The organism is Paraburkholderia sp. 40 (assembly GCF_050434105.1).
GTDB lineage: Bacteria > Pseudomonadota > Gammaproteobacteria > Burkholderiales > Burkholderiaceae > Paraburkholderia > Paraburkholderia tuberum.
In genome coordinates this window covers 507,814-522,229 of sequence record NZ_JBNPVY010000004.1, presented here as the reverse complement: position 1 = coordinate 522,229, position 14,416 = coordinate 507,814, and the positions used below count along the sequence as shown (strand labels likewise).

The window sequence follows — 14,416 nt, the reverse complement described above, 5'->3', positions numbered from 1 at the left end:
TAAATTTTCATCTGTCAAATCGAGCAGCCATGAGCGCGCGACGATGTCGCGCCGCCATCTGAGGGAGTCGTCATGCAAACCACGGGAAAGGTCGGTTTATTCGGTGCAGCGGGCGCTGCGGGTCAAAGCATCGCGACGGCGCTTGGCGCGGCGGGCCGCGATTACCGGGTGGTCGGCCGCTCGCGCGAGGTATTGCAACGGACTTTCGGTGACGACCCGCACGCGGAGATCGTCACCTGGAACCCCGACGACCCCGCCTCGATCCGCGCCGCGGCCGCCGGTCTGCAGACCGTGATCTACCTCGTCGGCGTGCCCTACGACCAGTTCGCGCAGCACCCGCCGTTGATGGAGAAAACGCTGGCTGGCGTGACGGCCGCCGGTGTCGAGCGCTTCATTCTGATCGGCACCGTGTATCCGTATGGCCGCGCACGCGGCAACCCGGTCCGAGAAGATCATCCGCGCGAGCCGCACACGTTCAAGGGCCGCATGCGGCTTGAACAGGAAAAGCTCGTGCTGGCCGCGCATGGCCAGAAAGGTCTCGAAACGCTGGTATTGCGACTGCCCGATTTCTACGGACCGGGGGTCGAGCGCAGCCTGTTGCACGGTGTCTTCGTTGGCGCCGCTACCGGCAAGCGCGCGCAGGTGCTCGGTCCCGTCGACGTACCGCACGAATTCATCTATCTGCCGGATGTCGGTCCCGTGGTCGAACGACTCACGCGCACGCCCGAGGCCTACGGCCGCTGGTGGCATCTCGGGGGCGCCGGCACGATCACGCAGCGCGAGGTGGCTCGCGAGGCCTACGCGCTCGCGGGTTCCGGGCCGAAGCTGATGGTGGCCGGCAAGGGCATGCTGCGCGTGCTCGGGCTATTCAATCGGCTGATGCGCGAGTTGGTCGAGATGAACTATCTGATGACCGAGCCGGTCGTGCTCGACGATTCGGCGCTGGCGACGTTGATCGGGCCGCTAACGAAGACGTCGTATCAGGAAGGGATCAGGCGGTGCTTCGAAGCGGCGCGCGAGGTAGTGTCGGCACGCGACATGATTTAGCGGCAAGGCGTTGGCGATGCGATGCGTAGGTGAAATGAAACCCGCAGAGATGGACCTGCACCCGGCCTCTGGCGCCGATGGTCCGTCGGCAGGTCCGCTTAGCCTGCCATCTGCCCCGGCGGAAAGTGGCCACTCTTGAGCAGCACGGGTGTGCCGTTACTGATCTGCAGATGCTCACGCGCAACGGCCTCGATGCGCGGCCGGCCCGCATCGAACGCGCGCAGCCAGCCGTCGAGGTCCTCGCTGTAAGCGCCGAAATGATCCTCGAGCGCTTCCACCGAGATCGCGCACGGCACCGGCTCACCGTCCACCAGCGCGGAAAACACGACGGTCAGGTTGGAGTCGCGGTAAGCAGGCGCGTCTTCGGGAAAACGGATTTTCATGGTCGCCTCGTCAGAAGTTGGCGGCGGGAACGTAGCTTGCGCGGAAGGCCGCTGCGCGCCGCCGATCCTCGCAAGTCCCGCTATGGTACTCGCGCCGCCGGATCACGGTCCAGCGCGCGCGGGGGCCTGATTCAGGGCATCGCGCGCTGCCTTGGCGAGCCCATCGGCGGGCCCTTTGCACGGAAATCGCCGACACGCTCACGGCCCATCCAGCAATCGGTCGACATACTCGCGGGCCGCCCGTTCGACGAACGCGAGCGCCTCTTCTTCACTGTCGAAGCGTTGCCGGTCGCCGAGCTCGAGCAGCGTTTCCATCCGGTGCGGATCGTCCGGGCCGAGCTCGGCGAGGCTGACCGTGCCGACGTAAGTACCGTCCGCTTTGGTGTGCGCGTCGCCCGACGTGCCCGACGTGCTGCCCCCTGGCACGAGGCGCGCGGCGGCGCTGATGTAATAGCCGCGATAAGGGCCACTGACCCGTTCAGCCATCTTCGTTCTCCTGTTGCGGTTGCAGAGCTGGCGCCAGTCGCAACGGCGCCGCCCTGATGCTTCAGCATGCGGCGCGCCGCTGCACTGGGTGTGTGCGGGCGGCCCGTCCCATAACGATAAGGCGCGTTGCCGCGCGATAAGTTCTGCTCGCGAGACGCGCCCCCGCGCCGCACCAAAAGCCGCGCCGCACTTCAGCCGTGCGCGCTGGTCGAACGGTCCATATCGGCATGCTCCATGCTGTCGCACGGTACCTGTTACGACGCCATTTCGAGGCCAGCGAGCGCAATATGGGAAAATATTTTCTGCAGGATCATGAACTGCCCGAGCCGGATGCGGCGAACCGCTGGTTCGAGTACGCCGAAAGTCACGGCATCGACATCCCGAAAGCGATCGGCATCTGGGAAGACGCAGCCACTGAAGAAGGCGCGGAAGCCCGGCGGCTCCTCAACGCGGCGGGCATCACCGTCGAAACGACCTGAGCCATGGCGCACGCCCTCGCGCTCCACAGCGGTCGACCCGGCCCGGCAGACCCCCTCTATCTGAATGAAAGGACACAACACGATGCAATTCACGACGCAACCGCGACGCGCCGGCCGATTCCACCGCCTCCGATCCAGCGCCGCGCTTGCCCTCGTGCGTCGCGCGTCGCTGTCGGCCGCCTTGCCCGCCGCGCTGCTGCTCGCCGCGGGACTGGGCGGCTGCGCGTCGTCGAACACGACCACGCTGATCAATCTGCCGAACGGCCAGACCGGCTTCGCGGTCAACTGCAGCGGCGCCGACGCCGGCTCGAGTTGGGCCTCGTGCTACGTGCAAGCGGGTAAGGCCTGCGGCGCGACCGGCTACGACATCGTGTCGAAGGATAACGACGAAGGCGGCACCGCCGGCGGCAGCGTCACGAACGTGGCGTCGGCGAACGTGAAGGGCCGCTCGATGATCGTGCGCTGCAAGTAAGCCGATTTACGTGCCTGGCGGCAATCGCGGCGGCTGGCGCGGGCGCTCAATGCGCCTGCATCTTCGAGAAGAGATTCAACACCGCGACGCCAGCGACGATCAATCCCAGCCCGATGATCGCCGGCACGTCGGGTACCTGCCGGTACAGCACTAGCGCGACCAGCGTGATCAGCACGATGCCCGCGCCGGACCAGATCGCGTAGACGATGCCGACTGGAATGCTTCGGAGCGTCAACGACAGGCAATAGAACGCGATGCCGTAGCCGAGCACGACGACCATCGACGGCAGCAGCCGTGAAAAGCCGTCCGAGGCCCGCATCGCGGAAGTCGCGATCACTTCGGCGACGATCGCGATCGCGAGCAGCGCATACGGGGGTACGCGCATCGCGTCAGTTTTTCGCGAGCGCGAGCTTGCCGTAGTCGTGACCGAGATGCGCGCACAGCGCTTCGACCACGAGTTCATGATCGGCGCGCTGCGGCAGACCGGACACCGTGATCGAACCGATCACGCCCGCCCCTTCCACCGCCAGCGGAAACGCGCCGCCGTGTGATGCGTACTCGGTGGCCGGCAGTCCGTGCTTGTCGGCGAGCGTCGCGCCCGCGAGCTGCATTTTCAGACCGATCGCGTACGAGCTACGGCGAAATTGCGCGACGGTGTTGCCCTTGCGGCGCGCCCAGTCGACGTTGTCGGGCGTCGCGCCGTCGAGCAGGCTGAAGAACAGCGGCTGGCCGAACGTGCGCACGTCGATCGCAGCGGCAATGCCGCGCGCTTTCGCGACTTCGTGCAGATACGCGCCGACTTGCCACGCGCGGTCGGCATCGAAGCGGGGAAACACGAGGGTCTTTTCCTGAATGGCGATGACCTGCAGGTCGTGAGCGATATCCATGGGGTTCAGAACGGGTCGGGGCATCAGAGTCAAAGGGGCCGCCGTCGTGAAGATCCGGCGAGCCGCGTGGAGAATCTGAATTCTAGCGCAGCGTCCGCGCACGGCTTTCCAGAGCCTTTCCGATAGGCGACGTCGCGCGGGCGGAGCGAAGCGCAATGAAGCCAATTCTTACATGGCTATTGCGCTGGCCGTCTGGCTGGTCTATAATCTTTTCTTCGACGGACGCGGGGTGGAGCAGTCTGGCAGCTCGTCGGGCTCATAACCCGAAGGTCGTAGGTTCAAATCCTACCCCCGCAACCAACCGAAATCATTGAAGGGTTACAACGCATTGGCGTGTAACCCTTTTTTGTTTTTGTGGCCTTGGTCCGGCGATCCCCTTGACCGCCCCACCCTCAGGCGAAAAAAAGCGCGTCAACCGAATGACGCGCCAAGCTACGAGGCAAAGTACAAGAGAGAAAATGACTCCGGTGCACGCGGTGGCCTCCATCGCAACCATCAGGACCGATGCTATCAGCGCATCCAAAAATCGACTGTCAATCAATGTCAGACGCGACGGCGCTCGCCGCCTTGGACATCGTCTCGCGCAGCCCCTGTCGGCGCCTCAGTAATCCCCCGCCCCGGTGATAAACTCCTATCACCCTTTCTCGTCCCCTTTCCAATGAAATTCTGTTCTGTCTGCGGCCACGGCGTCAGTCTGAGCATTCCGCCGGGCGACAATCGCGAGCGCTTCGTATGCGGCAGTTGCGGCACCGTGCATTATCAGAATCCGCGTAACGTGGTCGGCACCGTTCCCGTGTGGGACGAAAAGGTGCTGCTGTGCCGTCGCGCGATCGAGCCGCGCTACGGTTACTGGACACTGCCCGCCGGCTTCATGGAAATGGGGGAAACGACGGCCGAAGCCGCCTCGCGCGAAACGCTCGAGGAAGCCGGCGCCCGCGTTGAGGTGCAAAACCTGTTTTCGCTGCTGAATGTGCCGCACGTGCATCAGGTGCATCTGTTCTACATGGCGCGGCTGCTCGATCTCGACGTCGTCGCCGGCGAGGAAAGCCTCGAAGTGAAGCTGTTCGAGGAGCACGAGATTCCGTGGGACGAGATCGCGTTTCCGACCGTCGGCCAGACGCTGCGCTTTTTTTTCGCCGACCGCGCGGCCGGCAGTTTCGGCCTGCATACCGGCGACATCTTCCGCTCCCTGCGCGAAGGCTGAGCGGCGCGCATGGTTCCCTGGCTCGGAGCTGACGACCCGTTTCCGCCCGTCGAGCGCGCGCTCGGTGCCGCGAGCGGCGCGCCCGGTCTGCTGGCGGCAAGCGGCGATCTGCTGCCGTCGCGCCTCATCGACGCGTATCGGCGCGGCATCTTCCCGTGGTATTCGGACGGCCAGCCGGTGTTGTGGTGGAGCCCCGATCCGCGCATGATCCTGCGCCCCGCCGAGTTCAAGGTGTCGCCATCGCTGCGCAAGACGCTCAAGCGCGTGTTGCGCGACGACGCGTGGGAAATCCGCGTCGATGACGATTTCGCCGCCGTGATGCGCGCCTGCGCGCAGGCGCCGCGCCACGGTCAGCGCGGCACGTGGATCACCGCCGACGTCGTCGAAGCCTATTCGTCGCTGCACCGCCTGGGCGACGCGCACAGCATCGAAACCTGGCTCGAGGGCAAGCGTGTAGCGGGATTGTATGGCGTGTCGCTCGGGCGGATGTTCTTCGGCGAATCGATGTACACCGACGTCACCGACGGCTCGAAAATGGCGCTGGCCGCGCTGGTCGGCCACTTGCGACGTCACGAAATAGAAATGATAGACTGCCAGCAGAACACGTCGCATCTGGCGTCGCTCGGCGGCCGCGAGATAGCGCGCAAGGCGTTTGTCGCGCATGTTCGCGCGTCTGTCGGCGCACCGGCCATCCCGTGGCGCTTCGACAAGACCGCCCTGCTCGACGTCCTCGCGCGGGCGGCGTAGGAAAAATCAGGCCGAATCCGGTCCGCCGCCCATCGAATAGCGGCATCAACCGCCGGGCGTGCCGGGTTTGCATTACCAGAGACGCTTCGAGAGCTGCCAACGTGACTCACCCCAACGAGCTGCCTCTTTCTCCGCTTTCCGCGCTGCAATTTTATGCAACGGCGCCCTATCCCTGCAGTTACCTGGACGGCCGCATTGCGCGCTCGCAGGTCGCCACACCCAGTCACCTGATCAATTCGGACGTCTACACCGACCTCGTCAAGGCAGGCTTCCGGCGCTCGGGCGTGTTCACGTATCGCCCGTATTGCGACGGCTGCCGCGCGTGCGTGCCGGTGCGCGTGCCGGTCGAGCGTTTTCAGCCGAACCGCACGCAGCGGCGTGTATGGCGAAAGCACGGCGACCTGATCGCGACCGTCGCGCCGCTGCACTACGACGAGGAGCATTACGCGCTGTATATGCGCTACCAGTCGGCGCGCCACGCGGGCGGCGGCATGGATCGCGACAGCCGCGATCAGTACGAGCAGTTCCTGCTGCAAAGCCGGATCAACTCGCGGCTCGTCGAGTTTCGTGAGCCAGCGCCGCTGCGGCCCGATGGGCGACCTGACGGGCGACCTGACGCGCGGGGCGCGCTGCGCATGATCAGCATGATCGATATCCTCGGCGACGGGTTGTCGTCCGTGTACACGTTCTTCGAGCCGAGCCTGCCGCACGCGAGCTTCGGCACCTACAACATCTTCTGGCAGATCGAGCAGGCGCGCAGCCTGAACCTGCCGTACGTGTATCTCGGCTACTGGATTCGCGAAAGCCCGAAAATGGCGTACAAGGCGAATTTCCGGCCGCTCGAAGGCTTGATCGACGGCGCGTGGCGCGTGCTCGATCCGGCCAGCATCGACCTGCCGCCGGTCGATTTCGCGATGCATGGACGACGCGGGCCGCTCAGGCCGTAGTCGAGGCGCCGTCCGTCGAGTCGCTGCCGGGTCCTGCTCGTCGCCGGCAACGCCCCACCAGTCTCATCAAAGCCCAAAGCCGGTAAAATAGCGGGTTCCCATTTCCCGGCCGTCCGGCTTCATCCCGTGCTCAGCTCCCTTTATCCGCTCGTTCGCGCCCAACTCTTTCGCATGGACGCGGAAGACGCTCACCATCTGACTTTGCGCATGCTCGGCGCCGCTGGTCGCACCGGCCTCGCCGGCGCGCTCGCGGCGCGCGTGCCGGATTCGCCGCGCACCCTGATGGGCCTGACGTTCCGAAACGCGGTCGGACTCGCGGCGGGCCTCGACAAAGACGGCGCGTGCATCGACGGTCTGGCGGCGCTCGGCTTCGGCTTCATCGAAGTGGGCACCGTGACGCCGCGCGCGCAGCCGGGCAATCCGCGTCCGCGCATGTTCCGGCTGCCGCAGGCGAACGCGGTGATCAACCGGATGGGCTTCAACAACGCCGGCGTCGACCAGTTCGTGAAGAATGTCCAGGCCGCGCGCTATCGCGGCATCCTCGGTCTTAACATCGGCAAGAACGCCGACACGCCGATCGAGCGCGCCGCTGAAGACTATCTGTACTGCCTCGAGCGCGTGTACCCGTTCGCGAGCTACGTGACGGTCAACATCTCGTCGCCGAATACGAAGAACCTGCGCCAGCTGCAGGGCGCCGACGAACTCGACGCGCTGCTCGCCGCGCTGAAGGACAAGCAGCAAAGACTCGCCGACATGCACGGCAAGCTCGTGCCGCTCGCACTGAAGATCGCGCCCGACCTCGACGACGAGCAGGTCAAGTCGATCGCCGACACCTTGCTGCGCCACAAATTCGAAGGCGTCATCGCGACCAACACTACGCTGTCGCGCACCGCCGTCGCCGGCATGCAGCATGCTGACGAAGCCGGCGGCCTGTCGGGCAAGCCGGTGTTCGACGCGTCGAACGAGGTGATCCGCAAGCTGCGCGCCGAAGTCGGCGAGGCCGTGCCGATCATCGGCGTCGGGGGCATTTTCTCGGGCAACGATGCGCGCGCGAAGCTCGCGGCCGGCGCGTCGCTGGTGCAGCTTTATACTGGTTTCATCTACCGCGGTCCGACGCTCATCGCCGAATGCGCGCAGGCGCTGCGCTAGGCATCCGCGCCGCCGCATATAGACATAAACAAACGGTATTTAGGTTGCGATAGGCTCGTTTGCTATGCTCTCGACCGTCAAAACATCAGACGTACAAGGAACACGATGAAATTCGGCTTGCTGAAGAAGCTCCTCGCCACCGCGCTGATCGGCGCGTCGCTGACCGCCGTTACCGCGCACGCGGAAGACCTGCTCGACCAGGTCAAGCAGCGCGGCACGCTGCGCGTCGGTCTCGAAGGCACCTTCCCGCCGTTCAACTCGAAAGCGCCGTCGGGCGAGCTGGTCGGCTATGACGTCGACATCGCCAAGGCGGTCGCGGCCAGGCTCGGCGTGAAGCCCGAGTTCGTCACGACCGAGTGGAGCGGCATCATCGCCGGTCTGCAGGCGGGCAAGTTCGATGTAATCGTCAACCAGGTCGGCATCACCGACGCGCGCAAGCAGACGCTCGACTTCTCGCCGGCGTACACGTACTCGGCGGCGCAACTGATCCAGCGCAAGAACGACACGCGCCAGTTCACCTCGCTCGAAGACCTGAAGGGCAAGAAGCTCGGCGTCGGTCTCGGCACGAACTACATGGACATGGCGAAGGCAGTGCCGGGCATCGACGTGAAGACTTACCCGGGCGCACCCGAATACCTGCGTGATCTGGCCGCCGGCCGGCTCGACGCGGCGTTGAACGACCGTCTGATGCTCGCGTACCTGCTGAAGAACTCGAACCTGCCGCTGCGCACCGGTGCGAACGTCGGCCCGGGCAACCCGTCGGGCATTCCGTTCAGAAAGGGCAACCCGAAGTTCGCGCAGGCGATCGACGACGCGATGACCCAGCTCGAAGCGGACGGCACCTTCACGAAGATCTCGGACAAGTGGTTCGGCATCGACGTCAGCAAGCCGATCAAGTAACACGCGTGCAGTCGAACGAAGGGCGGCATCGATTACGATGCCGCCCTTCGCGCTTTTGCGGCCCACGCGAGCTGCGGGAGCCGAACCGCGCGTCGCGTATACGCCAAGCCGCATCGCGCGGCCCGCGCCTGAACGCGCGCCAAAGTTTATGATGTGCGCTTTGTGCGTCAATAAGAACACTGCCCATGTCCATCACATCCCTGCTGCTCCAATCGCTGCCGGTGCTCGCACAAGGCGCGCTGCTGACGATCAAATTCGCGATCCTGTCGATGATCTTCGGCCTGATCGGAGGCGCCGTGCTCGCGCTGATGGGCATCAGCCACAGCCGTCCGCTGAACTGGATCGCGCGCGTCTACGTGAGCGTGATGCGCGGCACGCCGCTGCTCGTGCAGATCTTCGTGATTTATTACGGTCTGCCGAGCTTCGGCATTTCGCTCGATCCGACGCCGGCTGGCGTGATCGCGTTGTCGGCGAACGTCGCCGCGTATCTGTCCGAGAGCATGCGCGGCGCGATTCTGGGCATCCACCAGGGCCAGTGGCTCGCCTCGTACAGCCTCGGGCTGTCGCGGCGTCAGACGCTGCGCTACGTGATCGCGCCGCAGGCGCTGCGCATCGCGGTGCCGAGTCTGTCGAACAGCCTGATCAGCCTGATCAAGGACACCTCGCTCGTGTCCGTCATCACGGTGACCGAGTTGCTGCGCAGCGCGCAGGAAATCATCGCGTCGACCTACCAGCCGCTGCCGCTTTATCTTGCGGCCGCGGCCGTGTACTGGGTGCTGTGTCAGGTGCTCGAGTGGGCGCAGCGCTGGTATGAGCGGCGGCTGTCGCTGCCGACGCGGCACTGAGCGCCGCCCGCTCCTTTTCTTTGCCCCCAGCGGCTCATTCCCCAGCGAACTTGAGCCCCAACGCCGCGCGCGCCGCGTCGGCCATCGCGATCATGTGTCGGGACGTGTCGTGCGGCATCAGCGGACTCTCCATCACACCCGCGCGAATCAGCTCGCAAAAGTGCGCGGTCTCGTAGTTCAAGCCGCCGCCTTCGAACGGTTCGTCGAGTTCGACGACGCGGCCATCCGCGTAACGGATCGTCGCGCGCGACGGGTTCCACCACGGCTCGTGCAGCGTCACGTGACCGCCTTGGGCCATCAGCAGCGCATCGCCCTTGCCATGCAGATCGAGCCCGCAGAATAGTTGCGCGATGCCACCGCGCTCGTGCTGGCTGTTCAGACTCGCGAACGTATCGACGCCGGTCGCGCCAAGCCGGCCGAAGGTCTGCACGTCGCGTGGCGCGCCGAGCCAGTCGACCGCGAGAAACATCTCGTAGATGCCAATATCGAGCAGCGCGCCGCCCGCATGCTCGACTGACAGCGACGGATGATCGGCCGGCACGCCCGGCACCGAGCAGCCCGCGCGCACGAGCCCGACCTCGCCGATCGGCTCGGCCGCGAGGCGCGCGCGCAACCTTCTGTAGAGCGGATAGAACGGCGGCTTCATCGCTTCCATGAAGAGCCGTTGCGAAGCGCGCGCGGTGTCGAGCACGCGCTCGAGCTGCGGACGATTGATACACGCGGGTTTCTCGCACAGCACGTGCAGCCCGGCTTGCAACGCGGCGATCGCATAGTCGGCGTGACTGTCCTGCAGCGTCGCGATATAGAGCGCGTCGATGCCGCTCGCGAGCAGAGTGTCGAAACTGTCGCAGACGGCGCCGCCGAATTCATCGGCGAACGCCTGGGCCGGTTCCACGCGACGCGACCACAGCGCCGCGAGCCGCGTCCGCGGCACGAACGCGAGCCCTTGCGCGAAGCGGCGCGCAATCCGGCCGGTGCCGACGATCCCCCAGCGGATCTCGCGCGATGAAGTGGTGTCCTGCGCTGCCCGATCGGTCGGTTGGGTGCTGGCTGCGTGCGGTGCCGCTGTCGTATCTGTCATCGTGTGCGCAAAGGTCCATGCGGTTCGGAACAGCCGCTATTGTCACCGATGTCGCTTGCGAACGCGGCGAACCCGGCCAATCGAACCATGCGGCATCACTGCCGCGCACCGACCTTCGACACCCCACCCCGCCGCTCCCGCCGGACGTTCACAGATACGCTCAGCCCGCGCTCGCAATCACGCTCAAACCCGCGCTGGCGGCTCCGATGAAAACCGCCCGCCGATCTCCTCGGCCGCGTAATCGATCATCGCGAGCGCAGCGATCTCGGCCTCCTTCGGATCGCGCCGCTCGATCGCCTCGATGACGCGCTGATGCGACGCGATCGCACTCTCCCACAGCCCTTCCCGGTCGTGCACGATCGGATTGAGGGTCGACAGTGCGCCGCGAACGATCGCCGCCATCTGCTTAAAAAACTGGTTGCCGCTCGCGATCACGATGCGCGTATGGAACAGCTCGTCGGCTTCCTGATAGCCGGCCTCGCCCGGACGGATCATGCGAAACGCCTCGAACGCCTCGCGAATCGCCGCGACGTCCGCGGCACTGCCGCGCGCGGCCGCCTGCGCCGACGCGCGCGGTTCGATCAGGATGCGAAACTCGATCACGTCACGCAGAAACATCGGATCGGGCTTCGCGCGGAAACGCCAATTGACGACGTCCTCGTCGATCATGCGCCAGTCGCTCATCGGCCGGATGCGCGTGCCGATCTTCGGCCGCACGTCGAGCATGTCGCGCGCGAGCAGCATCGATAGCGCCTCGCGCATCACGGTGCGACTCACATCGAATTCCTTCGACAGCACATCCTGCGGCGGCAGAATCGCGCCGTATTTCTCCTCGACGATGCCGCTGACGAGCCCGTCCATGACTTTGCTCACCAACGAGCGATCCTTGTTTGCGTGTTCCATGACATATCCCCGAAGCGGTGTTGACCCCGCGTGGCCTGTTGATGAAGGGCCCGTACGTATCTGTTATGCAAGTAGGATCATTTTTCGATACGTTGCAAGCTTCGAAACGGATGCGCCAGTTGGGACACTTCCTGACAGGGTTATCCCTCTGAAGATTTGTTTCGTTCGTGTAACGCCATCTGTTTCGCCAGGCACAAAGCTCGCCCGTCAAAGCGTGCCTGCGTTGTGGGGTTTGAATTGTGCGCATTCGCACGTTGGCGTGATGAAATTGTCTGATTTGCACGGACGCGGTCGGACGCCTGCGTGTTCCGGCAAACAAGGATGTTGTGCGAAGCGCAAGCGGCGCAGCCGGGTCCGCGGCGTGCGGACGCCGCATCACGCCGAGTCTTCGTTCGACGCGCTCGCCGCGACCGACGCATAGCGGCCGCTGAAGAACAGCAGCGGCGCGTGCTCGTCGAGCGAGAACACCAGCATCTCGCCGACGAACAGCGTATGGTCACCGCACGGATGGCGGTCCACCACGCGCGCGGCGAAGCGCGCGGCCGCATGCTCGAGCAGCACGACGCCGGCGAGGCCGTCGACCGCCGCGAAGCAGGGCGCGCAAGACGGCGCGAAGCGGCTCTGCGCCTCGCCCGCGAAATGCCGGCTGTGCGGCTCCTGCGCCTCCGACAGCACGCTGACGCCGAACAGCTCGGCGTCCATCAGCCGTGCATGCATGCGCGCACGATGCCCGACCGACACGACGATCAGCGGCGGCTTCAGGGACCCGGGTATGCGCGCGACACACAGTGCGGCCTGGGCGGCCCTGTCTGTCCGCGCGTGCTCCCTACGCTTCTCCGAACGGACGCAACGCCCCCGCGGCGCAATGTTCATCGTGCTCCGGCTGCTGCCTGTGCAGCTCGCCGTCGAGCGCCGCGCTGTCGGGCTGACGCAGCTTCGTGACGCCGCCGCGATAGACGTTCTCGACGTAGGACATGATGTTTTCCTGCGCCACCGACGACAGGATCGCGTGATCGGTGTGCTTGCAGAAGGCCACGTGAATGCGCGTGAAGCGCGCGAGCCGCGTGCCGCGCACGCCGAAGTAGCGCTCGAGCTCCTCGACGCCTTCGTCCAGCACACCGAACACCAGGTGCGTGTCGACGCCCCGTGCTTCGAGGTTCGCGAACAGATGCCGCTCGTCACGCGCGCCGAGTTCGAGGCCACACAGTTGCTCGATCCGGTCGGCCAGCGTTTCGCCGGTCCGCGCGAGCTGGCGTACCACCAGCTCGCGCACGAGGCCCCAGCCGCCCGTCTCGCCCTTGAGCACACGCAGCCATTTGCCCGGCTGCTTCATCGAGCGCATGTAGTTGCGCGTCGAGCCGAACGCGGACACCGGGATCATCGGCTTGCCGTGTTCGTCGCAGACGTTATGCCATCTGAACTTCTGCACGTTGACGATCACCGCGCCCACCACCGCCGCTTCGCGCGTCGCCGCATGCAGGCCGGTGTAGGCGCCCGAGCAGATGCCGAGCAGCAGCGCGCCAGCATGACCGCGCGCGGCAAGCCAGCGCGATGCGCACGCGGCGTCGCCGGCACTCGACTGAGAGTACAGCGCGTCGAGGCTCAACGTGTCGCACGACGGCATGCTGTCGCCGACACCACCGACGTCGATGCGCAGCGACGCGATCCCCTGGCGTGCGAGACGCCGCGCGAAATGTACGCCGAAACGCCCATTGCCGATCCGCGACACCGCGCCGGTATTAAGCAGCAGCACCGCCGGGGCGCGCGCCGCCGCGGCGCCGTCGGGCCGGCAGTAGATGCCGAACACCTTGCCGTCGTTCAGCCACACCGGCGTCTCGTGCAGCCTCGGCGCGACATAGTGGCCGCCCGCCGGCTCTTCGCCTCGCTCGGGCACGCGCGTCAGCGTCCGGGCCGTTTGCGCGCTCCCCGCCAGCAGCCAGTTCTCGATGGTCTCGAACGCGGCGTGCGGTATTTCGCTTTCGAGCGGTTCCATCATGAAGCGGCTGTATTCGTCGAACGGGTGACGCTCGAGCTCGACGCCATGTTCGCTGTAATGCGCGGCGAGCGCACCGGCGCGCGCCGGGTTCAGTGAATCGAGCAGCAGCACGCGCGCAGCCGGCCGGCTCGTCGCGCGATACAGATCCGCCGCGAGCAGGCTTTGCAGCGTGTCGCGATACATGCGGAAGCCATACGCTTCGACGAACTCGTCGGTATCGGGCTCGACCACGCAATCCATCGCGGCCGGATCGTTCAACCACTGCCGGTAATGCGCGCGCAATTCGCGCTGGTAAGTCTTGCCCGACAGCACCGGCGACATCAGCACGAGACCGTGCACATCGCCAAGTTCCTGCGCGGCAAGCGCGGCCAGCATGCCGCCGAGACGCAGACCACACACGCTGACACGCTCGACGCCGGTCGCCTCGCGCAGCTGCGCGACCGCCTGCTTGACGCTGTCGATCCATGCGCGCCACAGGCCGGCGTCGGTCGGATCGCCGGCTGAATCGCCGGTCGCCGGGTAGTCGAAGCGCAGCACCGGCATGCCGCGCGCGGCGAGGCGCTCGGCGAGCCGGCGCATGCCGCGATACGTGCACAGCGTGTCGTAGCCAAACGGGGAACACATCACAACGCCATCCGGGCCGTTGGCTGGATGCAACCAGCCGAATTTGCCGTCGAAGACGATGGGTCTCACAGTCCGCTCCTTACGATTTCTTCCCTTTCAAGTGATTACAACAAAGGTGCTCTCGCGCATATGTGCGTCGCGCCACATTGGTTTGGGCTCCGAATCGCGCCGCGCTGGCGTGGGTGTCGAGGAGCGTGCTGTGCAGTGCAGCATGCCCCGCGCGTAGACCGACGCGCGGCGGATCGCGTCGCTCATGCGCTGTAGTC

At 65.6% G+C, this 14,416-nt stretch carries 17 protein-coding genes and 1 tRNA gene; 10 read left to right on the top strand and 8 right to left on the bottom strand.

Annotation, left to right across the window (positions count from 1 at the left end; translation table 11 throughout):
* The first annotated feature begins 72 nt into the window (after nt 1-72).
* Nucleotides 73-1,047 carry an NAD-dependent epimerase/dehydratase family protein gene (locus OKW28_RS24095; protein ID WP_429449501.1) on the top strand — a complete coding sequence of 325 codons (975 nt, stop codon included), beginning with the start codon at nt 73-75 and terminating at the stop codon, nt 1,045-1,047.
* Nucleotides 1,048-1,145: 98 nt separating this feature from the next.
* Here the strand turns inward: OKW28_RS24095 and OKW28_RS24090 are convergent, their stop codons facing one another.
* Together OKW28_RS24090 and OKW28_RS24085 are read right to left on the bottom strand one after the other, a co-directional pair.
* The gene (locus OKW28_RS24090) at nt 1,146-1,430 is read right to left on the bottom strand and encodes a DUF1488 domain-containing protein (protein WP_184029285.1); all 285 of its coding nucleotides are present in this window, start codon (nt 1,428-1,430) and stop codon (nt 1,146-1,148) included.
* A gap of 198 nt (nt 1,431-1,628) precedes the next feature.
* Nucleotides 1,629-1,916, bottom strand: a complete 288-nt coding sequence (locus tag OKW28_RS24085) for a hypothetical protein (RefSeq protein WP_184068631.1) — start codon at nt 1,914-1,916, stop codon at nt 1,629-1,631.
* Between the two features lie 287 nt (nt 1,917-2,203).
* On the opposite strand from OKW28_RS24085, the gene OKW28_RS24080 reads away from it, so the two are divergent.
* Together OKW28_RS24080 and OKW28_RS24075 are read left to right on the top strand one after the other, a co-directional pair.
* The gene (locus OKW28_RS24080) at nt 2,204-2,395 is read left to right on the top strand and encodes a hypothetical protein (RefSeq protein ID WP_187630069.1); all 192 of its coding nucleotides are present in this window, start codon (nt 2,204-2,206) and stop codon (nt 2,393-2,395) included.
* 82 nt (nt 2,396-2,477) lie between these two features.
* Nucleotides 2,478-2,867: a hypothetical protein gene (locus OKW28_RS24075; RefSeq protein WP_090805720.1), complete on the top strand. Its 390-nt coding sequence runs from the start codon at nt 2,478-2,480 to the stop codon at nt 2,865-2,867.
* A 46-nt stretch (nt 2,868-2,913) separates the two neighbouring features.
* Here OKW28_RS24075 and OKW28_RS24070 read toward each other — a convergent pair whose 3' ends face one another.
* Nucleotides 2,914-3,252, bottom strand: coding sequence for a DMT family transporter (locus OKW28_RS24070; RefSeq protein ID WP_184068636.1), 339 nt, complete (start codon nt 3,250-3,252; stop codon nt 2,914-2,916).
* Nucleotides 3,253-3,256: 4 nt separating this feature from the next.
* Nucleotides 3,257-3,754 carry a heme-degrading domain-containing protein gene (locus OKW28_RS24065; protein ID WP_184043993.1) on the bottom strand — a complete coding sequence of 166 codons (498 nt, stop codon included), beginning with the start codon at nt 3,752-3,754 and terminating at the stop codon, nt 3,257-3,259.
* A gap of 223 nt (nt 3,755-3,977) precedes the next feature.
* On the opposite strand from OKW28_RS24065, the gene OKW28_RS24060 reads away from it, so the two are divergent.
* The 7 genes from OKW28_RS24060 (at nt 3,978) to OKW28_RS24030 (ending at nt 9,546) form a co-directional block, all read left to right on the top strand.
* Nucleotides 3,978-4,054: transfer RNA gene (locus OKW28_RS24060), tRNA-Met, on the top strand.
* A gap of 358 nt (nt 4,055-4,412) precedes the next feature.
* Nucleotides 4,413-4,958 (top strand): NUDIX hydrolase, encoded by a 546-nt coding sequence (locus tag OKW28_RS24055; RefSeq protein WP_429449499.1) that lies wholly within the window; start codon nt 4,413-4,415, stop codon nt 4,956-4,958.
* Nucleotides 4,959-4,967: 9 nt separating this feature from the next.
* Entirely contained in the window at nt 4,968-5,705 is a 738-nt protein-coding gene (gene aat, locus OKW28_RS24050) for a leucyl/phenylalanyl-tRNA--protein transferase (RefSeq protein ID WP_429449498.1), read from the top strand.
* A 101-nt stretch (nt 5,706-5,806) separates the two neighbouring features.
* The gene (locus OKW28_RS24045; RefSeq protein ID WP_429449497.1) at nt 5,807-6,652 is read left to right on the top strand and encodes an arginyltransferase; all 846 of its coding nucleotides are present in this window, start codon (nt 5,807-5,809) and stop codon (nt 6,650-6,652) included.
* Nucleotides 6,653-6,778: 126 nt separating this feature from the next.
* Complete coding sequence (locus tag OKW28_RS24040) at nt 6,779-7,801, top strand: quinone-dependent dihydroorotate dehydrogenase (RefSeq protein ID WP_429449495.1); 1,023 nt, start codon at nt 6,779-6,781, stop codon at nt 7,799-7,801.
* Between the two features lie 105 nt (nt 7,802-7,906).
* On the top strand, nt 7,907-8,701 hold the full coding sequence (locus OKW28_RS24035) for a cystine ABC transporter substrate-binding protein (protein WP_429449494.1): 795 nt from the start codon (nt 7,907-7,909) through the stop codon (nt 8,699-8,701).
* A gap of 185 nt (nt 8,702-8,886) precedes the next feature.
* Nucleotides 8,887-9,546, top strand: a complete 660-nt coding sequence (locus OKW28_RS24030; RefSeq protein ID WP_027197491.1) for an amino acid ABC transporter permease — start codon at nt 8,887-8,889, stop codon at nt 9,544-9,546.
* 34 nt (nt 9,547-9,580) lie between these two features.
* On the opposite strand, the gene OKW28_RS24025 is transcribed toward OKW28_RS24030, so the two are convergent.
* The 4 genes from OKW28_RS24025 to OKW28_RS24010 form a co-directional block, all read right to left on the bottom strand.
* On the bottom strand, nt 9,581-10,627 hold the full coding sequence (locus OKW28_RS24025; RefSeq protein WP_429449492.1) for a Gfo/Idh/MocA family protein: 1,047 nt from the start codon (nt 10,625-10,627) through the stop codon (nt 9,581-9,583).
* 183 nt (nt 10,628-10,810) lie between these two features.
* The gene (locus OKW28_RS24020; RefSeq protein ID WP_429449490.1) at nt 10,811-11,530 is read right to left on the bottom strand and encodes a FadR/GntR family transcriptional regulator; all 720 of its coding nucleotides are present in this window, start codon (nt 11,528-11,530) and stop codon (nt 10,811-10,813) included.
* Between the two features lie 375 nt (nt 11,531-11,905).
* Nucleotides 11,906-12,319, bottom strand: a complete 414-nt coding sequence (locus OKW28_RS24015; protein WP_429454438.1) for a flavin reductase family protein — start codon at nt 12,317-12,319, stop codon at nt 11,906-11,908.
* A 37-nt stretch (nt 12,320-12,356) separates the two neighbouring features.
* Nucleotides 12,357-14,219: an alpha/beta fold hydrolase gene (locus OKW28_RS24010; RefSeq protein ID WP_429449488.1), complete on the bottom strand. Its 1,863-nt coding sequence runs from the start codon at nt 14,217-14,219 to the stop codon at nt 12,357-12,359.
* Nucleotides 14,220-14,416: the final 197 nt, after the last annotated feature.

What these genes read in the sequence shown, in the direction of transcription:
- OKW28_RS24090 (WP_184029285.1), bottom strand. Translation starts at nt 1,430, where the DNA reads ATGAAAATCCGTTTTCCCGAAGACGCGCCTGCTTACCGCGACTCCAAC.
- OKW28_RS24020 (WP_429449490.1), bottom strand. Translation starts at nt 11,530, where the DNA reads ATGGAACACGCAAACAAGGATCGCTCGTTGGTGAGCAAAGTCATGGAC.
- OKW28_RS24075 (WP_090805720.1), top strand. Translation starts at nt 2,478, where the DNA reads ATGCAATTCACGACGCAACCGCGACGCGCCGGCCGATTCCACCGCCTC.
- OKW28_RS24025 (WP_429449492.1), bottom strand. Translation starts at nt 10,627, where the DNA reads ATGACAGATACGACAGCGGCACCGCACGCAGCCAGCACCCAACCGACC.
- OKW28_RS24055 (WP_429449499.1), top strand. Translation starts at nt 4,413, where the DNA reads ATGAAATTCTGTTCTGTCTGCGGCCACGGCGTCAGTCTGAGCATTCCG.
- OKW28_RS24035 (WP_429449494.1), top strand. Translation starts at nt 7,907, where the DNA reads ATGAAATTCGGCTTGCTGAAGAAGCTCCTCGCCACCGCGCTGATCGGC.
- OKW28_RS24095 (WP_429449501.1), top strand. Translation starts at nt 73, where the DNA reads ATGCAAACCACGGGAAAGGTCGGTTTATTCGGTGCAGCGGGCGCTGCG.
- OKW28_RS24070 (WP_184068636.1), bottom strand. Translation starts at nt 3,252, where the DNA reads ATGCGCGTACCCCCGTATGCGCTGCTCGCGATCGCGATCGTCGCCGAA.
- OKW28_RS24030 (WP_027197491.1), top strand. Translation starts at nt 8,887, where the DNA reads ATGTCCATCACATCCCTGCTGCTCCAATCGCTGCCGGTGCTCGCACAA.
- OKW28_RS24080 (WP_187630069.1), top strand. Translation starts at nt 2,204, where the DNA reads ATGGGAAAATATTTTCTGCAGGATCATGAACTGCCCGAGCCGGATGCG.
- OKW28_RS24085 (WP_184068631.1), bottom strand. Translation starts at nt 1,916, where the DNA reads ATGGCTGAACGGGTCAGTGGCCCTTATCGCGGCTATTACATCAGCGCC.
- aat (WP_429449498.1), top strand. Translation starts at nt 4,968, where the DNA reads ATGGTTCCCTGGCTCGGAGCTGACGACCCGTTTCCGCCCGTCGAGCGC.
- OKW28_RS24065 (WP_184043993.1), bottom strand. Translation starts at nt 3,754, where the DNA reads ATGGATATCGCTCACGACCTGCAGGTCATCGCCATTCAGGAAAAGACC.